Source organism: Photobacterium sp. GB-72, assembly GCF_003026095.1.
Classification (GTDB): domain Bacteria; phylum Pseudomonadota; class Gammaproteobacteria; order Enterobacterales; family Vibrionaceae; genus Photobacterium.
The window spans coordinates 212,290-228,927 of sequence record NZ_PYNV01000005.1 but is presented as its reverse complement, the minus strand read 5'-3'; the positions used below and the strand labels follow the sequence as shown (position 1 = coordinate 228,927).

Below are 16,638 nucleotides of genomic sequence, written 5' to 3'. Positions count from 1 at the left end.
ATTATCATCTCACTGAGATGCCATAGAGGAAACCTGATGTTTAAAGCCGTTGATGTACTCCATTCTTCCTTTATAGAGAAGCCGTTAGCTCAATTATGGGCATTAATTTCACCACTGTATGCTGTTGATGAGTCTGAGTGGTTAACACAGTTGCTACCCTTAGCAGAACCTACCGATGAAGAACGTACGTATAGTGCAGCGCAAGCCAGTGAGCTTATTGCTCGTGTCCGTGCCGATAAAAATGCGGTGCAAATGATTGACGCACTGCTATTGGAATATAGCCTAGAGACCAAAGAAGGGATCTTATTAATGTGCTTAGCTGAAGCACTGATGCGTATTCCTGATCCGGCTACTGCTGATGCCCTAATTCGCGATAAATTAAGTGTTGCTGATTGGAAATCTCACCTTAAAAACTCTGATTCATTATTTGTGAATGCCTCAACATGGGGGCTCATGCTAACAGGGAAAGTAGTAACGTTAGATGCAAAACAAGACGGTACACCTACGAATGTAATTAACCGCTTGGTTAATAAAATGTCAGAGCCAATGATCAGACAAGCTATGCACCAAGCGATGAAAATCATGGGGCATCAATTTGTTCTAGGGCGAGATATTTCTGAGGCGATGAAAAACGGCAAACCTAAACGAGAGCAAGGGTTTACTTATTCATTCGACATGCTAGGTGAAGCGGCACTCACCGCTCAAGATGCCGAAAAATATTACCAAGACTACCTAACGGCGATTAAAGCGGTAGGCAAGGTCAATAGTGCCATTTCAGCTCAATCGGCTGGTCAATCATCAGATCCTACCGTATCCATTAAGTTATCTGCTTTGCATCCTCGTTACGAAGTCGCCAATGAAGCGCGTGTGTTAGAGGAAATGTACCATTCCGTACTTGAGCTATTAATTTTTGCCCGCGAGCATAACGTTGGGATCACGATTGATGCTGAAGAAGCAGACAGATTAGAATTATCATTAAAGCTATTTGAAAAACTGTATCGCGCAAAAGAAGTAAAAGGTTGGGGGCGTTTCGGTTTAGTTGTACAAGCGTATTCGAAACGTGCTCTACCTGTATTAGCGTGGCTTGCTGCCCTTTCTAAACAACAAGGTGATGTGATTCCACTTCGATTAGTAAAAGGCGCCTATTGGGATAGTGAACTGAAACTTTGTCAGCAAGCAGGCTTCAATGGCTACCCAGTTTTTACTCGTAAAGAAGCGACAGACAGCTCTTATTTAGCCTGTGCGAGATTTCTACTATCTGAGCCTTTAAAAGGGCTGATCTACCCACAATTTGCGACTCATAATGCTCACACGATCAGTGCTATTGTCGCGATGGCGAAGCATTCTTACTTTGAATTCCAACGCCTGCATGGCATGGGAGATGCGCTATATAACCATGTGATGGATATGCATAAAACACAGGTACGTATTTATGCACCAGTGGGAAGCCATAAAGACTTACTGCCATACCTTGTTCGTCGTTTATTAGAAAATGGTGCCAATAGTTCGTTTGTTCATCGCTTGGTTGATGCGAATTGTCCAATTGCTGAGCTCACACAACATCCGGTTGATGTGCTTAAGCAACGTAAGACATTGCACAATAGCTTGATCCCATTACCGATAGATATTTTTGGCTCTGAACGTAAAAACTCATCAAGTATTAATATTGATATTGAATCACAGTGGCAGCCATTTCATCAGGCGGTACGTGCCTTTGATAAGGTGAGGTGGAAAGCCTCGCCTATTTTGAATGGAAAACCAAAGGCTATTTTAGCTGCCGAGCGAGTTTGTGTGACGGCACCTTATGATCGTGAGGAAGTGGTGGGTGAACTGAACTATGCCACATCATCACAAGTGGATACCGCAATGGCATCTGCCCATGACGCTTTTGCTGATTGGTCACAACGTTCTGCAAGCGAGCGTGCAAATTACTTATTGCTATTGGCCGATAAACTTGAATTACATCAAGCAGAATTAGTGGCGTTGTGTCACCGTGAAGCAGGTAAAACCATCCACGATGCCATTGATGAAATTCGTGAAGCGGTAGATTTTTGTCGTTATTACGCAGAGCAGGCACAAACTAATTTTGCTAAGCCTAAACGCATCACTAGCTTTGATGGTGTCGATCAAGAGATGACCTATCAAGGACGAGGTGTCTTTGTTTGTATTAGCCCTTGGAATTTCCCGTTAGCCATTTTCTTAGGTCAAGTATGTGCCGCTTTAGTTGCAGGTAATACCGTCGTGGCGAAACCTGCAGAGCAAACCTCATTAATTGCTTGTCGTGCTATTGAATTACTACTGCTTACTGGCATTCCACAAGGTGTTATTCAAGTCGTAACAGGATTGGGGCGTGAGATAGGCCATCAGTTGACGTCAGATGAGCGTGTTGCTGGTATCGCCTTTACAGGTTCTACACCCACAGCGCAATTGATTAATCGTACCTTAATGGCACGTGATTGTGCGCCAGTCCCATTCATTGCCGAAACGGGCGGTCAAAATGCAATGATCGTTGATAGTACAGCACTACCGGAACAAGTCGTACGTGATGTATTACGTTCCGCGTTTGCCTCTGCCGGTCAACGTTGCTCAGCATTACGCGTCCTCTTTATTCAGCAAGATATTGCCGAACGTGTGATCACGTTAATCAAAGGGGCGATGGCTGAACTTAAGGTTGGGGATCCGCAATTACATGCTACCGATGTGGGGCCTGTCATTGATCGTGCGGCAAAGCAAAAGCTGCTTACTCATATTGAATCGTTAAAAAACCAAGCGCGATTGATTTGCCAAACGCCGCTGTCAGAAAGCTGTGCGAATGGCGATTTTGTTCCGCCGACGGCCATTGAAATTAAACATATTAACCTATTAGAGCAAGAGCACTTTGGCCCAATTCTGCATATTGTGCGTTTTAAGGCGAGCGAGATTGATCAAGTCGTTAATCAAATTAATCAAACAGGATTTGGTTTAACAATGGGAATACATAGTCGAAATGAGCGTACCTATAGTGAAATAGCGTCACGCGCAAAAGTCGGTAATTGTTATATCAATCGCGATCAAGTAGGCGCCGTTGTTGGCGTCCAGCCTTTTGGTGGTCGAGGGTTATCAGGAACAGGGCCAAAAGCGGGTGGGCCTCATTATTTGTATCGTTTTATGCAGTCAACGATTGCACCAATCAATGTTACTCATCAATGCGAGATGGAAGGAGTAAACGATGAAAAATAATTCACAGTTAATGGCGTTATCTCCGCAATTACAAAAATCACTACAAAGTAGCATTTTTGCGTTTTCGGTATGGAATGATCTGGACTTTGAAACGCGAATCGCTATTCTACGCCGCTGGGCAAAATCGCTAGATAATCAATCTGCGATGATGGTGAATTTTCAGTGTAATAATGCACTGGAAATGGTGGCTGAAATGCAAGTAATGCCAGGGCCAACAGGTGAAAGTAACACGCTTTATTGTGTTGGACGCGGCGTATTTGTTGTCACTGCAAGCGATGACGTCGCTAACCATGTGGTGATTGCTCAAATCGCCACTGCATTGGTGTGTGGTAACAGCGTTATGTTGTGTTTATCGCCTGATCACCCTTTAAATACTGGTGCCATTCTCAGTCAGCTAGAGCCGGCAGGATGTGTCGCCAATGTACTTAGTGTTATTGAGGACATTGAGCTTGAATCGTTAATTCAAAGTGAAGAGGTTGCAGCAGTTGCTTATAGCGGTACTGCTGAACGTGCGTTGAGCTTAGCGCGTCAATTAGCGGCGAGAAGCGGACAGTTAGCGCAATTAGTGGCAGAAACCGATTTTGATCATCTACCTGTCATTGGTAGCCCAAGTTACTGTTTACGCTTTATCACTGAACGTACCAGAACCATCAATATTACAGCCGTCGGCGGTAATGCAACGTTATTAGAGCTTGGTTGTGGAGAAACCGACTGACCAGACCTTGCTTAATATGATAATAGGCCTTTGCCATGAACAAAGGCCACTTAACAGGAAGTACAACTTATGATTGAAAATAACTTCGCGATTACAGCGACCTTTGTAGCGTATCTACTAGGGATGCTAGCGATTGGTTATATCGCCTATAAACGCACATCGAGCTCCAGTGATTACTTTCTCGGTGGGCGTTCATTAGGTCCTTGGCCTTCTGCGATATCTGCAGGAGCATCGGATATGAGTGGTTGGTTATTATTAGGATTACCGGGATATGCATATATCGCTGGTTTTGAGTCATTATGGCTAGCTGGTGGCCTATTACTGGGGACGTGGTTGAACTGGCTGATCTGTGCTAAACGCCTGCGCACTTACAGTATAACAGCAGACAACTCACTGACTTTACCTGAGTTTTTATCACGTCGATTTGATGATAATTCAAAGCTTATCCAAACGATTTCCGCCTTCTTTATTTTGCTCTTTTTCCTTTTCTATACCAGTGCTGGTTTAGTGGCAGGCGGAAAACTATTTGAAACCGTCTTCGGTTTAGATTACACGCTCGCGCTATTTATCGGTACTTTGTGTGTTGTAACGTATACCTTATTTGGAGGGTTCCTTGCGGTATCTTGGACTGATTTAGTGCAAGGCCTATTGATGTCAGCTGCATTGCTTATTGTGCCGATCGCAGCGATGAATGCCGATCCCGTTCAGCTAATAGAAACGCTTCATAACAAGAACCCTGAATTATTAACGCTCTGGCATGATATTAAAGGCCAGCCATTATCATTTATGGTTATTTTGTCACTATTAGGTTGGGGGCTTGGTTACTTTGGTCAGCCTCATATCCTTGCGCGTTTTAAAGCGACACGTTCAAATAAAGACATTGGTACGGCGCGTCGTATTGCCGTGGTGTGGACGGCTCTGTCGATGATTGGTGCGTTGTTAGTCGGCTTAACGGGTATTGTTTATGTTGATGGCAACCTTGGTGGTGAGTTAGCGGATAGTGAAAAAGTCTTCATGTTGCTAGTGAATGCGATTTTCCATCCCGTGATGGCCGGTATTTTACTAGCGGCAATCTTAGCGGCGATCATGAGTACTGCGGACTCTCAGTTGTTAGTCTCTTCATCGGCATTGGCTGAAGATTTCTATAAACAAGTATTTCGTCCACAAGCGTCAAGCAACGAAATTGTTATGGTTGGGCGTATTGCGGTTATTGCATTATCAATTGTTGCCTTCGTTTTAGCATTAAACCCTGATAGCTCCGTTTTAGGTCTTGTGTCTTATGCTTGGGCGGGGTTTGGTGCGGCATTTGGCCCTGTATTGCTATTAAGTTTGTACTGGAGTGGGATGAACCGTTATGGCGCGATTGCAGGTATCGTGACAGGTGCGGTCACCGTTGTGGTATGGAAGCAACTAACAGGTGGAATGTTTGACTTATATGAGATCATTCCTGGCTTTATTTTTGCCACTGTTGCGGTTGTGGTGGTAAGTAAAGCAACGGGTCGTCCGTCAGAAGCAGTACAACAGCAACATCAGCAATATCAAAAAAATCTGGTTGAATTCGATTAATATTATCTAATATTACGCAAGAAAAATCCCTGTATCAGCTTTGCTATACAGGGATTTTTTTTCGCTGAAAGTGCGCTGGCTATACACGTAATGTTTTAGTCAACGAGTGGATAAACACCGTTTTCATCATGTGTTTCTTTGCCTGTGATTGGCGGATTAAACACACAAGCCATCACCATTTCTTTGTCTTTATAAGCACGTAAATAATGCTCATCGTGTTTATCAAGAATGTATAGTGTACCTGGTTTAATTGGGTAAGTTTCGCCCCCAACAACTTCAATTTCACCTTCACCACTCATGCAGTAAACAGACTCTAAGTGATTTTGATAATGAATATGGGTTTCAGTGTTCTCAAAGATTGTCGTGATGTGAAAAGAAAACCCCATCTTGTCATCTTTAAGAAGCATACGAACACTTTCCCAAGTTTCAGAAGCTACACGGCGTTCACTGTCTCGACATTCATCTAATGTTCTAACAATCATTTTTCGTCCTTAAATTACGATGCTTTTCTAAAGTTTTTAGCAACAACGTGCTCAACCGCATTTTCAAAAATTGCTAAGCCTTGCTCAAGCTCTGCCGTTGTAATGGTGAGTGGACTAAAGAACTTCACGACTTCATCATTAGGACCCGCGGTTTCAATCACTAATCCATTTTCAAAACAGGCTTTGGTGATTTGGCTAGACAGATCGCCATCATTACACTCAATACCAATCATCATGCCTCGACCCTTTCTTTGCACAAACATATCAGGATGGTCGTGTAGGCATTTATCAATGACGTTAGCAATAATGTTTGAGCATGTTGCAACGTGCTTTTCTAGTTGGTCATCAGCCCAATAGGTTTCGAGTGCTTTCGTTGCTGTAATGAATGCGTGATTGTTGCCACGGAATGTGCCGTTATGCTCACCTGGGTTCCAAATATCGAGCTCTGGTTTGAATAGCACGATTGCCATTGGTAAGCCGTAACCACCAATTGATTTAGATAGGGTAACCATATCTGGTTTAATACCTGACGGCTCAAAGCTAAAGAAGGTACCAGTACGGCCACAGCCTGCTTGAATATCATCAACAATCAATAAAATATCATTTTGTTTACAGACTTTTTCTAATCGTTGTAACCACTGGTTAGACGCAACGTTTAAGCCGCCTTCGCCCTGTACTGTTTCAATCAAGACAGCGGCTGGCTTGTCCATACCTGCTGAATTATCCGCTAGCATAGTTTCAAACAATTTAAGGCCATCAATGTCCGCATAACCTTCAAATGGAATACGAGTAACATTGTTTAAACTTGTCCCTGCACCTTGACGGTGATGTTGATTGCCTGTTGCAGCTAGCGCTCCAGCTGTACAACCATGAAAACCATTGGTGAAAGCCACAATAGAGCTACGTTTTTTCACTTTACGCGCAAGTTTTAGTGCCGCTTCTACAGCGTTAGTACCCGTTGGGCCGGTAAATTGAGTAACGTAATTAAGTTGGCGAGGAGCTAAAATATTGCGTTCTAATGCTTCAAGGAAATTAGCCTTTGCTGTCGAGTGCATATCTAAACCATGAGTGATCCCATCTTGTTCGATATAGTCGAGCAAAGCCTGTTTTAAAGTAGGGTTATTATGGCCGTAGTTCAGTGATCCAGCACCAGCTAGAAAATCTAAGTAACGATCTCCTTGTTCGGTTTCAAGCCAACTCCCTTTTGCTTTAGTAAAAACGACGGGAAAACTGTTTGAGTAAGAACGAACTTTAGATTCCTGCTTCTTAAAAATATCCATGATATGGCCGTTATAATCCTTTCTGTTTAATTTGAATTAAAGGGATGCGATACAACAATTCCGTATCGTGCTTGCCTTTAAAATGTATATTCTTGTCTAAAAATGTACTGACTTCGCCATTGTTACCATTACGTGCATCAAGTTTATTAAATAACGCCCACGAAGCATTATTCTCTTCCGTAATGGTTGTTTCTATAGCGGTAATATTATTTAGAGAGTCTCGACTTAACAGGTTATCTAACATGGTAAAGGCGAGCCCTTTTCCTCGAAATTGAGGAGCAACGGCAACTTGCCATATAAATAAAGTATTTGGCTGATTAGGTTTTGGGTAACCAGAGATAAAACCTGCTATTTCACCACCATCATCTTTTGCTATAACACACGTATTACTAAAGTGAGTTGTTTGAAGAAAATTACAATAAGATGAATTGGTATCGAGAGGGGGACTGTTTGCGATCAACGTAAAAACGTCATCGCCATCATGAGCTGTTGGTGTTGAAAAAGTCCACTTTTGTATCTGGTCTTCACCTGTATCGGAAGTCATTACCGAAGGTGTTGATATGTCCATATTAAGAGTCTATTCCTTTGAGCTCTAAATAATTTAGTGGGTATTATTACCTATCAGGATGATAATTATCTGAATAAAAGTTGAATAATCGTAATTTATTTGAGCAAGATCTCGTTTATTAATGTACATAAATGAAAGTTAAGTGATTAGAGCTCTAAATTGTTTTGGTTGTTAAAGTATTCACGAAGAACCTTTTTAAAGACTTAAAAGCAACATTATGCATCTTGTTTTCTATTATTATGCTGTAACTAAGCTCGGCATGGTGTGACAGTTTGTGTCGTTATTTACTGATGGGGATATAAATAATAAATAGTGTTTATACTTATGATGTTGATATTTATATGTCGTTGTGAGTGCATTTATATATAGATATATACCTTCAGGTATTTATTGAGTGTTTACTATTCTATTTAACGTTTATCGTTCTCTTGAATATACGATCATTCTGAAATGTCATTTCCCTTAATTATGCTCTTTAATTACTGTCGTTTTCATTTAAAAAGCGCATAGTATTTTCATCATTTCTTGATGGATTAAGGAAACTTATAATGTTAACTATGATTAACTTAGATATTGATAATGCCGTGGCTTTTTCAATTGATGGCAAAGTGACTGAAGATGATATGAAACGTATTTTGTTTGATGCTCAGGCGAAGACAGAATTACACGGTAAAGTTGTTATCTTTGAGCAGATTGACAATTTTGATGGGATTGAATTTTCAGCATTGCTAGAAGAAGTGCGCTATTTGTTTCATGCGGGAATATCACATGTAGCAAAAGTGGCTGTTGTTGCAGAGAAAAAATGGATAGAAAAAATCGTAAAAGTGGAAGATAAGCTGTTTCGTAAAATAGACATTAAATTCTTCCTGCCAGAAGAAAAAGATCAGGCAATTACGTTTTTAAAACAGCAATAATACGATTGAAATTAACCATGCTTGAGAAGTGATAAAATGTTCAAGCATGGTTATTTATAATGGTATAGATACGGTATCGTTAGAGTATCTTAAGTTACATTCGCTTAAAGATAATGGAAGTGTTAATCCCGCCAAACGCAAAGTTGTTGCTCATAATATATTGGCAATCAAGGTTGCGACCTTCGCCACGAATGTAGTCTAAATCACCACATTCAGGATCAACGTTCTCAAGGTTAAGCGTTGGGCTGAACCAGCCGCCATGCATCATTTCTAAACTTAGCCACGCTTCAATCGCACCACAGGCCCCAAGGGTATGGCCTAAATAGCTTTTCAGAGAGCTAATTGGAGTGTTGTTGCCAAAGATACTCGCTGTGGCTTGGCTTTCTGCAATATCACCTTTTTCGGTTGCAGTACCATGTGCTGAAATGTAACTAATTTCACTTGGCGATAAATTTGCCTGTTGCAGTGCCATCTCCATACAAAGCTGCATGGTTTCTTTTTGTGGCTGTGTTACATGGGCGGCATCACAGTTACTCGCAAATCCTACCACTTCGGCATAGATCTTAGCGCCACGTGCAACGGCATGCTCGTATTCTTCTAACACTAATGTGCCAGCACCTTCACCAATTACCAAGCCATCACGATCCGTATCATAAGGTCGTGGTGTTGATTTTGGTTCATCGTTTTTAAGGCTCGTTGCAAACAGGGTATCAAATACCGCCGATTCTGTTGGGCAAAGCTCTTCTGCGCCACCTGCAACCATCACGGTTTGATAACCGTGTTTAATCGCTTCATAGGCGTAACCAATCGCTTGGCTTCCTGAAGTACATGCACTACTTGTGGGAATAACACGGCCACGTAATTCAAAAAATAAGCCGACATTGACAGCTGTTGTATGTGGCATCATTTGAACATAAGTTGTCGCGGTGATAGCACGGGTACTTTTCTCATTTAGCATTACACCAAATGCACTGATTGCAGGCGTACTACCGGTTGATGAGCCATAGGCAATACCCGTTTGACCGTTTGTCAGTACCTCATTGTTCAGTAACCCAGCTTGAGTCAGTGCATTTTCTGTCGCCAGTGTTGATAGTTTAGAAACACGCCCCATTGAACGGATTTTTTTACGGGTGTAATGCTTCGGTAATGTAAAATTTTCAATAGGAGCTGCAAGTTTGGTATTTAAGCCGTCATAAAGCTCATAATCTTGCATATAAATAGTGGCGTTTTCACAAGCACGAAGTTTAGGTTCGATATGTTCCCAATCGTTACCAAAGGCTGTTACACCCGACATACCAGTGACAACAACGCGACGACTCATACTAAACCTCCGTTTACCGAAATCACTTGGCGAGTCACATAGCCTGCAATATCAGACATTAAGTAACTCACCAGTCCTGCTACTTCTTCAGGCTCTCCCATACGACGAAGAGGCACTTGTGGGAGTGCGTGTTCTTTTACGTGCTCATCGACCATACCAGTATCAATCAGGCCGGGCGCGACACAGTTAACTGTAATTTTACGCTTAGCAAGCTCTAGCGCTAATGACTTAGTTGCGCCAATCACCCCCGCTTTTGCGGCACTGTAATTGGTTTGCCCTCGGTTACCGGTGATCCCTGAAACCGATGCTAAGGTCACAATGCGGCCGCCTTTACGCTTTTGCACCATAGGCATTACACAAGGGTGTAACACGTTGTAGAAGCTATCAAGGTTCGTGTGGATCACGCCATCCCATTCTTGCTCTGTCATCGCAGGAAAGGCGGTATCTCGGGTGATCCCCGCGTTACTGACGACACCGTAATAAGCACCATGCTCGGCGATATCGGCTTCAAGTTGCTCGCGGCATTGCTGACGATCACTGATATCAAATTGAATAAGGCGACCTTGACCGCCAGCGTCAGTAATTGAGGCTAATGTTGCTTCAGCGCCTGGTTTATCACTCATGTAGTGAACGGCGATAGTGAAACCATCTTTAGCGAGCTGAATAGCAATTGCGCGACCGATACCCTTACTGGCACCTGTTACGAGTACGTGTTGAGTCATGCGTTTTTCCTATTATTGTTATCTAGTTGCATTTGTTCTAATTGTGATTTTGAGGGAACAAATGCATTGAGTTGACTGCTTGCGACGATTTGCTGATGACAAATGATCTTGCAGTCAAAAACAGCCATACCGTTATTTTCCATAATTTGTTCGGCATGAATGTCTAAAATTTCGTGTTCTTGAAATGCACTACATTCACTGTGGTAGCGACGGCAACCTAGCAGAAAACCAATGGGGGCATCTTCACCTTTTTTCCATGCGTGGAAACCAGACCAACCTGCGACGGTTTGCGCCATAAACTCGATCCCAACATAAGCGGGGATCGACTGTGTTTCTGAATCAAAGTAGAGGCAATGGCGACTGATCGCGACACGACAATGAATATGTTTTTCGCCCACATCAATCAGATCATCAACAAGGATCATCGGTGCTTCATGGGGTAAAAGTTGATGTAATGGAGGGCAATTAGTCATCGGTACGTCCAATAATAAGGCTGATGTTGTTACCACCAAATGCAAATGAGTTACTTAACATGACAGGTTTGGTGAATGCCGTATTTACAGGTGCTAATTGGATTGGCAGATCGTCTGCGACAGCACCATCATTAATTTGTGTTGGTAGCGGTAAGTCGTAACGCAGTAAATGCCAACAAATGGCTGCTTCAACTGCGCTAGCGGCACCTAGCGTGTGTCCTGTTAATGGTTTGGTTGAACTCACAGGGACTTGATTGCCAAAAACGCGTGCAATCGCTTTTGCTTCCATTGCATCATTTAACGGGGTTGCTGTTCCATGGGCGTTGATATAACCAATATCTTCAGGGGTAAGTTTGGCATCTTTAAGGGCTTTTCGCATTGCCATTTCTGCACCAGTACCTTCTGGGTGTGGTGCTGAAATATGGTGAGCATCAGAGCTATCACCGATACCGAGTAACGCAATATGAGGAGCGGGTTGGCGTTCATCAGGCGTGCGAGCTAGCAACATAAAAGCGGCACCTTCACCAATATTTATGCCGTTACGGTTATCACTAAAGGGGTTACATAAGGTGCTAGAGAGTGAATCTAAACCATGAAAACCGTTAAGCGTTAAACGACAGAGAGTATCTGCGCCACCGACAATAACAGCATCCACTACCCCAGCTTTTAACATACGCTTGGCAGATAAAAATACCCGCCCACTAGACGAGCAAGCGGTTGATAAGGTGTAACAAGGACCGGTTAACTGATAATAGTCAGCGATAAATTGCCCTGTATTAGAAGGCTCTTGCTGGTGGTAGTGATAGTCGGTTGGAAAATTTTGGGTGTTTTTTTGGCTTGTTAACGCTTGTTCACCATCGCTGATCCCTGAGGTGGTTGTTCCAACAATGACGGCAATACGATCATGACCATACTGGGTAATTGCGCCATGAATATCAGCTTCAATTTGCTGTAAGGCCGATAAAACTAAACGATTATTTTCCGTATTCTGATGCGGAAAAACGTTGTCATCAATGGTAGGTAATGGTGATGATACTTTACCTATGACAGTCTCAGAGCCGTCATTTAACCAGCCCTGAACTGGTTGCATATCAGGGCTCATTCCCTGGCGTAAGCGTTGGTGGATAATGTCGTTACTACAGCCTAACGCTGAGTTAAACCCACACCCTCGAATATAGATTGGCTGTTTGTCGGCTATCTTTTGCATAGTGCTCGTATTCGGTTATTCAATGATGGCTGAGAGTTCGTTATTTTTGCGTCGATTGTAGTGTTTTAATGTCAATCGTATAGTGCTGTTGATGATGGGTGAAGATAATCTCACCTTTTAAAGGATTGGCATTTTTATAATCAATGTCCGCGATTATATCACCTTTACTATCAATTAGTTGTCGATGGTTTGGTGTTTGTTTTAATTGCCAACCTACTTGCTCTAATGGGGCTTGCCAAGCATTGATTGGCCACAGCGTGATCATGATATTAAATAATACTTGTTTGGGATCGGGTAATGTTGCTCCTAGCCCTGGCATCACGTACGTCTCAACTTTCTGATCTTGGTAATCTAAACTTAAAATACGCGTTCCCCACGAGGAAAAACCAGCTAAAGCGACACGTTTAGGATCAACTTGTAATTGGACGGGCAGTTGATGGCTTTTTTTATTCCATGTCGCAGTGATTAATTGGCTCGCCGTTAATGAGTAACCCAGTTGAGCAGGCGTCGGTAAGGTCACAAGCGTATTAGGTGCAATCTCAACTTGGTTTTGTTGCACCATTGGTTTAGTCGCACATCCCACTAACATCAGGCTAGCTATTAATAAAGTAAGCATACTGGTTGTACGTTTTCTTCTGTTTTTCATCGCTCGTTGCCTTACTTATTTGGGTGTTTGTGGTGTTCTTACTCGAGTCATTGCCAGTGGCGCGAGTAGCCAAGCGATAATGATACCTGTTAACACCGTGATACCAAAGCTGTGGATGGCTTGGGTTTCACTCAGTGCTAATAAGCCAAACGATAAGACCGTTGTTAATGCTGACAAGGTGATCGCGAGCAATGTCGTGATCCCTTGTTGGTGTCCTGTGTTAGGTTTTAGTTCAGCAAAAAAGAGGCTGTAATCAATACCGATACCCAAAATTAATATCAAGGCTAATAGGTTGAACAGGTTAAGTGGGGTGCCTGTTAAGCTAGTGATCGCAATGCCTGCTATCCCTGCAATTAATGATGGCGCGATCATTTTTACCCCTTGCTTTATGCCATAACGCCATGCAAGTAACAGATAAATGGCAAAGCTTGCCGCAATCAGTAGCCATGTGACATGTTCTCTATATTGACCAAAGAGCGATGAAATTTCATCGGCTTTATTGAGATAAGTTAACCCATTATCGTGTTGTGCTAACTCTGCTATGGTGTGCTGTTGCTTGATGTCGTGCAGTAAAATGACAGCGCTATATTTACTTACACCTTGCTGATCTTTGAGTGAACCTAACCACATGAAGCGAAGAGGGGCAGAAACAGATGAGGCGAGGAAGTGCGTCATCGTTAACGGTTCAAAGGTTGCTGAAAACGTAACAGGTTTCGCAAGGTTTAAGCGTTGACTTAGTATTTCACCTTGTTCCTGATAAAGCTGTTTGACTAGTGCGAAATTGGCTTTTTGTTGGTCAAGTGTGGGGATATATTGGCCAAGGCTTTGGTAGCTTTTTAATGCTCCTTGTTGAATTAATCCATCCAAGGTGTGATCGGTTGAGGCAATTTTATTAAGCAGCGCTTGTTCACTATCCGCTTTCACTAACAGCATTTGTTGACTACTGCTTACTCCCGTAATCGCCTTAATGGTGGCTTCTTGTTGTTGTAATGAAGCTGGAAGTGCTTGTAGCTGGCGAATGTCATCGTTGTAGCTCGCTTTAGTTAAACCATAGAGGGCTAACAGTGCTAATAGGATCGGTGTTACCCAGCGAACACTCGGCTGTTGCCAAATATGTAGCCAGCGACCTAATACGCTAGCAAAGGGAATCGACCGAGGTGGGCTAGGTTTAGCGGCAAGGGTTGGATACCAACACACCACAGTGGCGTAGGCGGCAGTTAAACCAATGGCTGAGAATAAAGAGAGTTGCTGCAACCCTGGGAAAGGGGCGACCAACATACCCAAATAACCAATTAGGCTCGTAATTAAACCGAGCGTTATCGCGCTAAAGATATGTTTTAAGCCTTGCTGTGAATTCCAGTGCTTACCTGCGGCTAACCTGTCGGTGAGGTAATGGAAGGCATAATCAATCGATACCCCAATTAAACTTGCGCCAAACACCAAACTAAACAGATGCACTTTGCCAAAAATAGCCACGGTTGTGACAAAGGCGGCAACTAAACCACAGGTGATAGATAACAGGGCAAGGGCTAAAGGCAAGGTGCTGCGATATACCGCGATCAATAACACGATAATGCCCAGTAGTGAGCCTAATCCAATCGTACTGATTTCATCTTCAGCACTTTTTGTCCCGTGGGCGGCATAGAAAATCACGCCAGTTTGCTGAATATCTAATGCGGAACCTGCAAGTGAATACTTACTTTCTATTTGTTTTTCTAAAGCGTGTAACGCGGGAAGTTTATCTTGTAATTCAATGTTATAGGCTGAGCCAGCGAGATTAGCGGTAATTAACGCGTAATGCTTACCTTGATACTCCGTGGTGAGAAAACCTTGTTTGAGACTGAATTTTCCCGCTTTGGCAGTGAGATCGGTAAGGTATTCACGAAATAATAAGAATGGGTCGTTAGTAAGCTCTGTGCCTGTAATGCCAGAAAACGGGTTATACATGGCATTTAATACGTTTTGTGTTTGTTGCTCGGGATGTTCTCGCAGTCGCGTTTGTTGCTCTGGCGTGAGCAATTGAAAGCGTTTGGGGTAATACAGTTTGGCCCATGCTTGTTGCTGATCTTGACTGACTTTGGCATCAATATGGCTAAAGAGTTTTAGCGAAGGTAGTGCTTGGCTAAAATCGTTGGCAGCTTTAATCATGGTATCGCTGTTTTTACTGCCGACAACAAAGACGACTTTGTCGCTCATGCTGGTGGCGATATGATCAAACGCTTGTTGAGCAATAGGATCTTGGCGATTTTCAGGGAGCAGTGCCAAGATGTTCGTTTCGATAGGGAGCTGTTTACGCGCGGTGAGTTGGTAGCCAAGTGCGGCTACCAAAATCAACATAATCGCAAGCCATAAGCTGGCTAACTTAGAATTGGAAAACACGTTTTTCTTCTGATGTCAGAGTCGTTGGGGTGGTGGTTTGTTGGCTAAAGGTGATGAGGGTTTTATCTCCTCGAATTTCGTCTAGCTCTAGCTTATTAATAAACTGACCACCTTCAATTGAAATTTGACTAAAGACTTTATTTAACGGGGCTGCTTTAGGCGTAAGCACTAACTGCCATTGTTCATGGGTTTTACTGTCTTTTAAGCTTTTCAGTGATAAATCAAACTGCTCTTTAAGCTGTGAAGTATCGCCTTTAAACAGTGATAAGAATACGTGGCTAAAGTAAAATACCATTGGATTTTTACTGGCAGCCAGCACTTGTGCAGGTTGATTATCAAATTGTTGGCTGAGTTTATCTTGTGTTAGCACTAAAGAAACAGGCATAGGGGTTGTTTGATGCCACCATAATCCCTTTTTGGCTGATAAGAGAAACTGACCGCTAGAGATGAGTGGTTGATCAAACATGGCCATTTCACGTTGTTGGCTAAAATCACCGCGCACTAAAGGCTCTGAAGATAACTTTGTTTGTAATTGTTCTAGCGTTATTGCATGAGCTGAAATGCTGGTAAGTGCTAACATACACATAGTAAAGGATGCTTTTACCACGCGTTTTAAATGGGCACTAAAGCGAGAATGACTACACATTGTTGGCATGATATGCCTCCACTTTGTCGGTAAATATTTTAGGCGAAACAAAACACATTTCACGTTTGTCTATACTAACAGCCACTTGCATGGTGTATCCCTTCGTCATACGTGCGCCAGTTTCACCATCATAAATGACGTAATCAACCCGCAGACGATTTTCCCATTCAGTTAATGTTGCCGTCACTCGAATGGGGTGATCATAGGGAATCGCTTTTACGTATTTCACTCGGGTATCAATGATAGGCCACACATAGCCAGATGCTTCCATTTCACGATAACTGTAGTGCAATTTGTTCATTAACTGATGACGTGCTTCTTCAAAATAGCGAAAGTAGTTACCGTGATAAATAACGCCCATTGGATCGGCATCTTGAAAGTTTGTGGTGAGTGATAGCTCTGCACTAATCAATATCGGTTTACCTACTGTCATTTATTGATTTCCCAACACACATAAAATAAGAAAATATAAGTTATCAAGATGATAGTTTAAAAAACTA

The 16,638-nt window shown here is 42.6% G+C and carries 15 protein-coding genes; 4 read left to right on the top strand and 11 right to left on the bottom strand.

Annotation, left to right across the window (positions count from 1 at the left end):
* Positions 1-36: 36 nt before the first annotated feature.
* From putA to putP, 3 genes are all read left to right on the top strand, one after another.
* The gene (gene putA, locus C9J40_RS08750) at positions 37-3,219 is read left to right on the top strand and encodes a bifunctional proline dehydrogenase/L-glutamate gamma-semialdehyde dehydrogenase PutA (RefSeq protein ID WP_107246548.1); all 3,183 of its coding nucleotides are present in this window, start codon (positions 37-39) and stop codon (positions 3,217-3,219) included.
* Positions 3,209-3,934 carry an aldehyde dehydrogenase family protein gene (locus C9J40_RS08745; RefSeq protein WP_107207407.1) on the top strand — a complete coding sequence of 242 codons (726 nt, stop codon included), beginning with the start codon at positions 3,209-3,211 and terminating at the stop codon, positions 3,932-3,934. Before putA ends, C9J40_RS08745 begins: the two co-directional genes overlap by 11 nt.
* 69 nt (positions 3,935-4,003) lie before the next feature.
* Positions 4,004-5,500, top strand: a complete 1,497-nt coding sequence (gene putP / locus C9J40_RS08740; RefSeq protein WP_107207406.1) for a sodium/proline symporter PutP — start codon at positions 4,004-4,006, stop codon at positions 5,498-5,500.
* Positions 5,501-5,595: 95 nt separating this feature from the next.
* Here the strand turns inward: putP and C9J40_RS08735 are convergent, their stop codons facing one another.
* From C9J40_RS08735 to ectA, 3 genes are read right to left on the bottom strand one after another with little or no spacing between them, the layout of a single operon-like run.
* On the bottom strand, positions 5,596-5,982 hold the full coding sequence (locus C9J40_RS08735) for an ectoine synthase (protein WP_005366605.1): 387 nt from the start codon (positions 5,980-5,982) through the stop codon (positions 5,596-5,598).
* A gap of 14 nt (positions 5,983-5,996) precedes the next feature.
* The gene (ectB, locus tag C9J40_RS08730) at positions 5,997-7,262 is read right to left on the bottom strand and encodes a diaminobutyrate--2-oxoglutarate transaminase (RefSeq protein ID WP_107246547.1); all 1,266 of its coding nucleotides are present in this window, start codon (positions 7,260-7,262) and stop codon (positions 5,997-5,999) included.
* Positions 7,263-7,272: 10 nt separating this feature from the next.
* Positions 7,273-7,830 carry a diaminobutyrate acetyltransferase gene (gene ectA, locus C9J40_RS08725; protein WP_107207404.1) on the bottom strand — a complete coding sequence of 186 codons (558 nt, stop codon included), beginning with the start codon at positions 7,828-7,830 and terminating at the stop codon, positions 7,273-7,275.
* 548 nt (positions 7,831-8,378) lie between these two features.
* Between ectA and C9J40_RS08720 the strand changes: the two genes are divergently transcribed.
* A complete protein-coding gene (locus C9J40_RS08720; protein WP_107207403.1) occupies positions 8,379-8,744 on the top strand; it encodes an STAS/SEC14 domain-containing protein in 366 nt (121 codons plus the stop codon).
* 94 nt (positions 8,745-8,838) lie between these two features.
* Here C9J40_RS08720 and C9J40_RS08715 read toward each other — a convergent pair whose 3' ends face one another.
* Genes C9J40_RS08715 through C9J40_RS08680 form a run of 8 tightly spaced genes read right to left on the bottom strand, consistent with a single transcriptional unit; the run spans position 8,839 to position 16,571 of the window.
* The gene (locus C9J40_RS08715; RefSeq protein WP_107207402.1) at positions 8,839-10,065 is read right to left on the bottom strand and encodes a beta-ketoacyl-ACP synthase; all 1,227 of its coding nucleotides are present in this window, start codon (positions 10,063-10,065) and stop codon (positions 8,839-8,841) included.
* Entirely contained in the window at positions 10,062-10,787 is a 726-nt protein-coding gene (locus C9J40_RS08710; protein ID WP_045152507.1) for a 3-ketoacyl-ACP reductase FabG2, read from the bottom strand. The genes C9J40_RS08715 and C9J40_RS08710 overlap by 4 nt, the downstream gene beginning before the upstream one ends.
* On the bottom strand, positions 10,784-11,260 hold the full coding sequence (locus tag C9J40_RS08705; RefSeq protein ID WP_107207400.1) for a hotdog family protein: 477 nt from the start codon (positions 11,258-11,260) through the stop codon (positions 10,784-10,786). Before C9J40_RS08705 ends, C9J40_RS08710 begins: the two co-directional genes overlap by 4 nt.
* Positions 11,253-12,467, bottom strand: coding sequence for a beta-ketoacyl-[acyl-carrier-protein] synthase family protein (locus C9J40_RS08700; RefSeq protein WP_107246545.1), 1,215 nt, complete (start codon positions 12,465-12,467; stop codon positions 11,253-11,255). Before C9J40_RS08700 ends, C9J40_RS08705 begins: the two co-directional genes overlap by 8 nt.
* A 40-nt stretch (positions 12,468-12,507) precedes the next feature.
* Complete coding sequence (locus tag C9J40_RS08695; protein WP_107246543.1) at positions 12,508-13,113, bottom strand: DUF3261 domain-containing protein; 606 nt, start codon at positions 13,111-13,113, stop codon at positions 12,508-12,510.
* A gap of 15 nt (positions 13,114-13,128) precedes the next feature.
* Positions 13,129-15,492, bottom strand: a complete 2,364-nt coding sequence (locus tag C9J40_RS08690) for an MMPL family transporter (RefSeq protein ID WP_107246542.1) — start codon at positions 15,490-15,492, stop codon at positions 13,129-13,131.
* Positions 15,476-16,147 (bottom strand): outer membrane lipoprotein carrier protein LolA, encoded by a 672-nt coding sequence (locus C9J40_RS08685; RefSeq protein WP_107246540.1) that lies wholly within the window; start codon positions 16,145-16,147, stop codon positions 15,476-15,478. Before C9J40_RS08685 ends, C9J40_RS08690 begins: the two co-directional genes overlap by 17 nt.
* Positions 16,131-16,571: a thioesterase family protein gene (locus tag C9J40_RS08680; RefSeq protein WP_107207395.1), complete on the bottom strand. Its 441-nt coding sequence runs from the start codon at positions 16,569-16,571 to the stop codon at positions 16,131-16,133. Before C9J40_RS08680 ends, C9J40_RS08685 begins: the two co-directional genes overlap by 17 nt.
* Positions 16,572-16,638 lie beyond the last annotated feature (67 nt).

Coding starts and splice junctions, on each gene's coding strand:
- C9J40_RS08720 (WP_107207403.1), top strand. CDS start 8,379: ATGTTAACTATGATTAACTTAGATATTGATAATGCCGTGGCTTTTTCA.
- C9J40_RS08745 (WP_107207407.1), top strand. CDS start 3,209: ATGAAAAATAATTCACAGTTAATGGCGTTATCTCCGCAATTACAAAAA.
- C9J40_RS08685 (WP_107246540.1), bottom strand. CDS start 16,147: ATGCCAACAATGTGTAGTCATTCTCGCTTTAGTGCCCATTTAAAACGC.
- putA (WP_107246548.1), top strand. CDS start 37: ATGTTTAAAGCCGTTGATGTACTCCATTCTTCCTTTATAGAGAAGCCG.
- C9J40_RS08700 (WP_107246545.1), bottom strand. CDS start 12,467: ATGCAAAAGATAGCCGACAAACAGCCAATCTATATTCGAGGGTGTGGG.
- C9J40_RS08705 (WP_107207400.1), bottom strand. CDS start 11,260: ATGACTAATTGCCCTCCATTACATCAACTTTTACCCCATGAAGCACCG.
- C9J40_RS08735 (WP_005366605.1), bottom strand. CDS start 5,982: ATGATTGTTAGAACATTAGATGAATGTCGAGACAGTGAACGCCGTGTA.
- putP (WP_107207406.1), top strand. CDS start 4,004: ATGATTGAAAATAACTTCGCGATTACAGCGACCTTTGTAGCGTATCTA.
- C9J40_RS08710 (WP_045152507.1), bottom strand. CDS start 10,787: ATGACTCAACACGTACTCGTAACAGGTGCCAGTAAGGGTATCGGTCGC.
- ectA (WP_107207404.1), bottom strand. CDS start 7,830: ATGGACATATCAACACCTTCGGTAATGACTTCCGATACAGGTGAAGAC.
- C9J40_RS08695 (WP_107246543.1), bottom strand. CDS start 13,113: ATGAAAAACAGAAGAAAACGTACAACCAGTATGCTTACTTTATTAATA.
- C9J40_RS08715 (WP_107207402.1), bottom strand. CDS start 10,065: ATGAGTCGTCGCGTTGTTGTCACTGGTATGTCGGGTGTAACAGCCTTT.
- ectB (WP_107246547.1), bottom strand. CDS start 7,262: ATGGATATTTTTAAGAAGCAGGAATCTAAAGTTCGTTCTTACTCAAAC.
- C9J40_RS08680 (WP_107207395.1), bottom strand. CDS start 16,571: ATGACAGTAGGTAAACCGATATTGATTAGTGCAGAGCTATCACTCACC.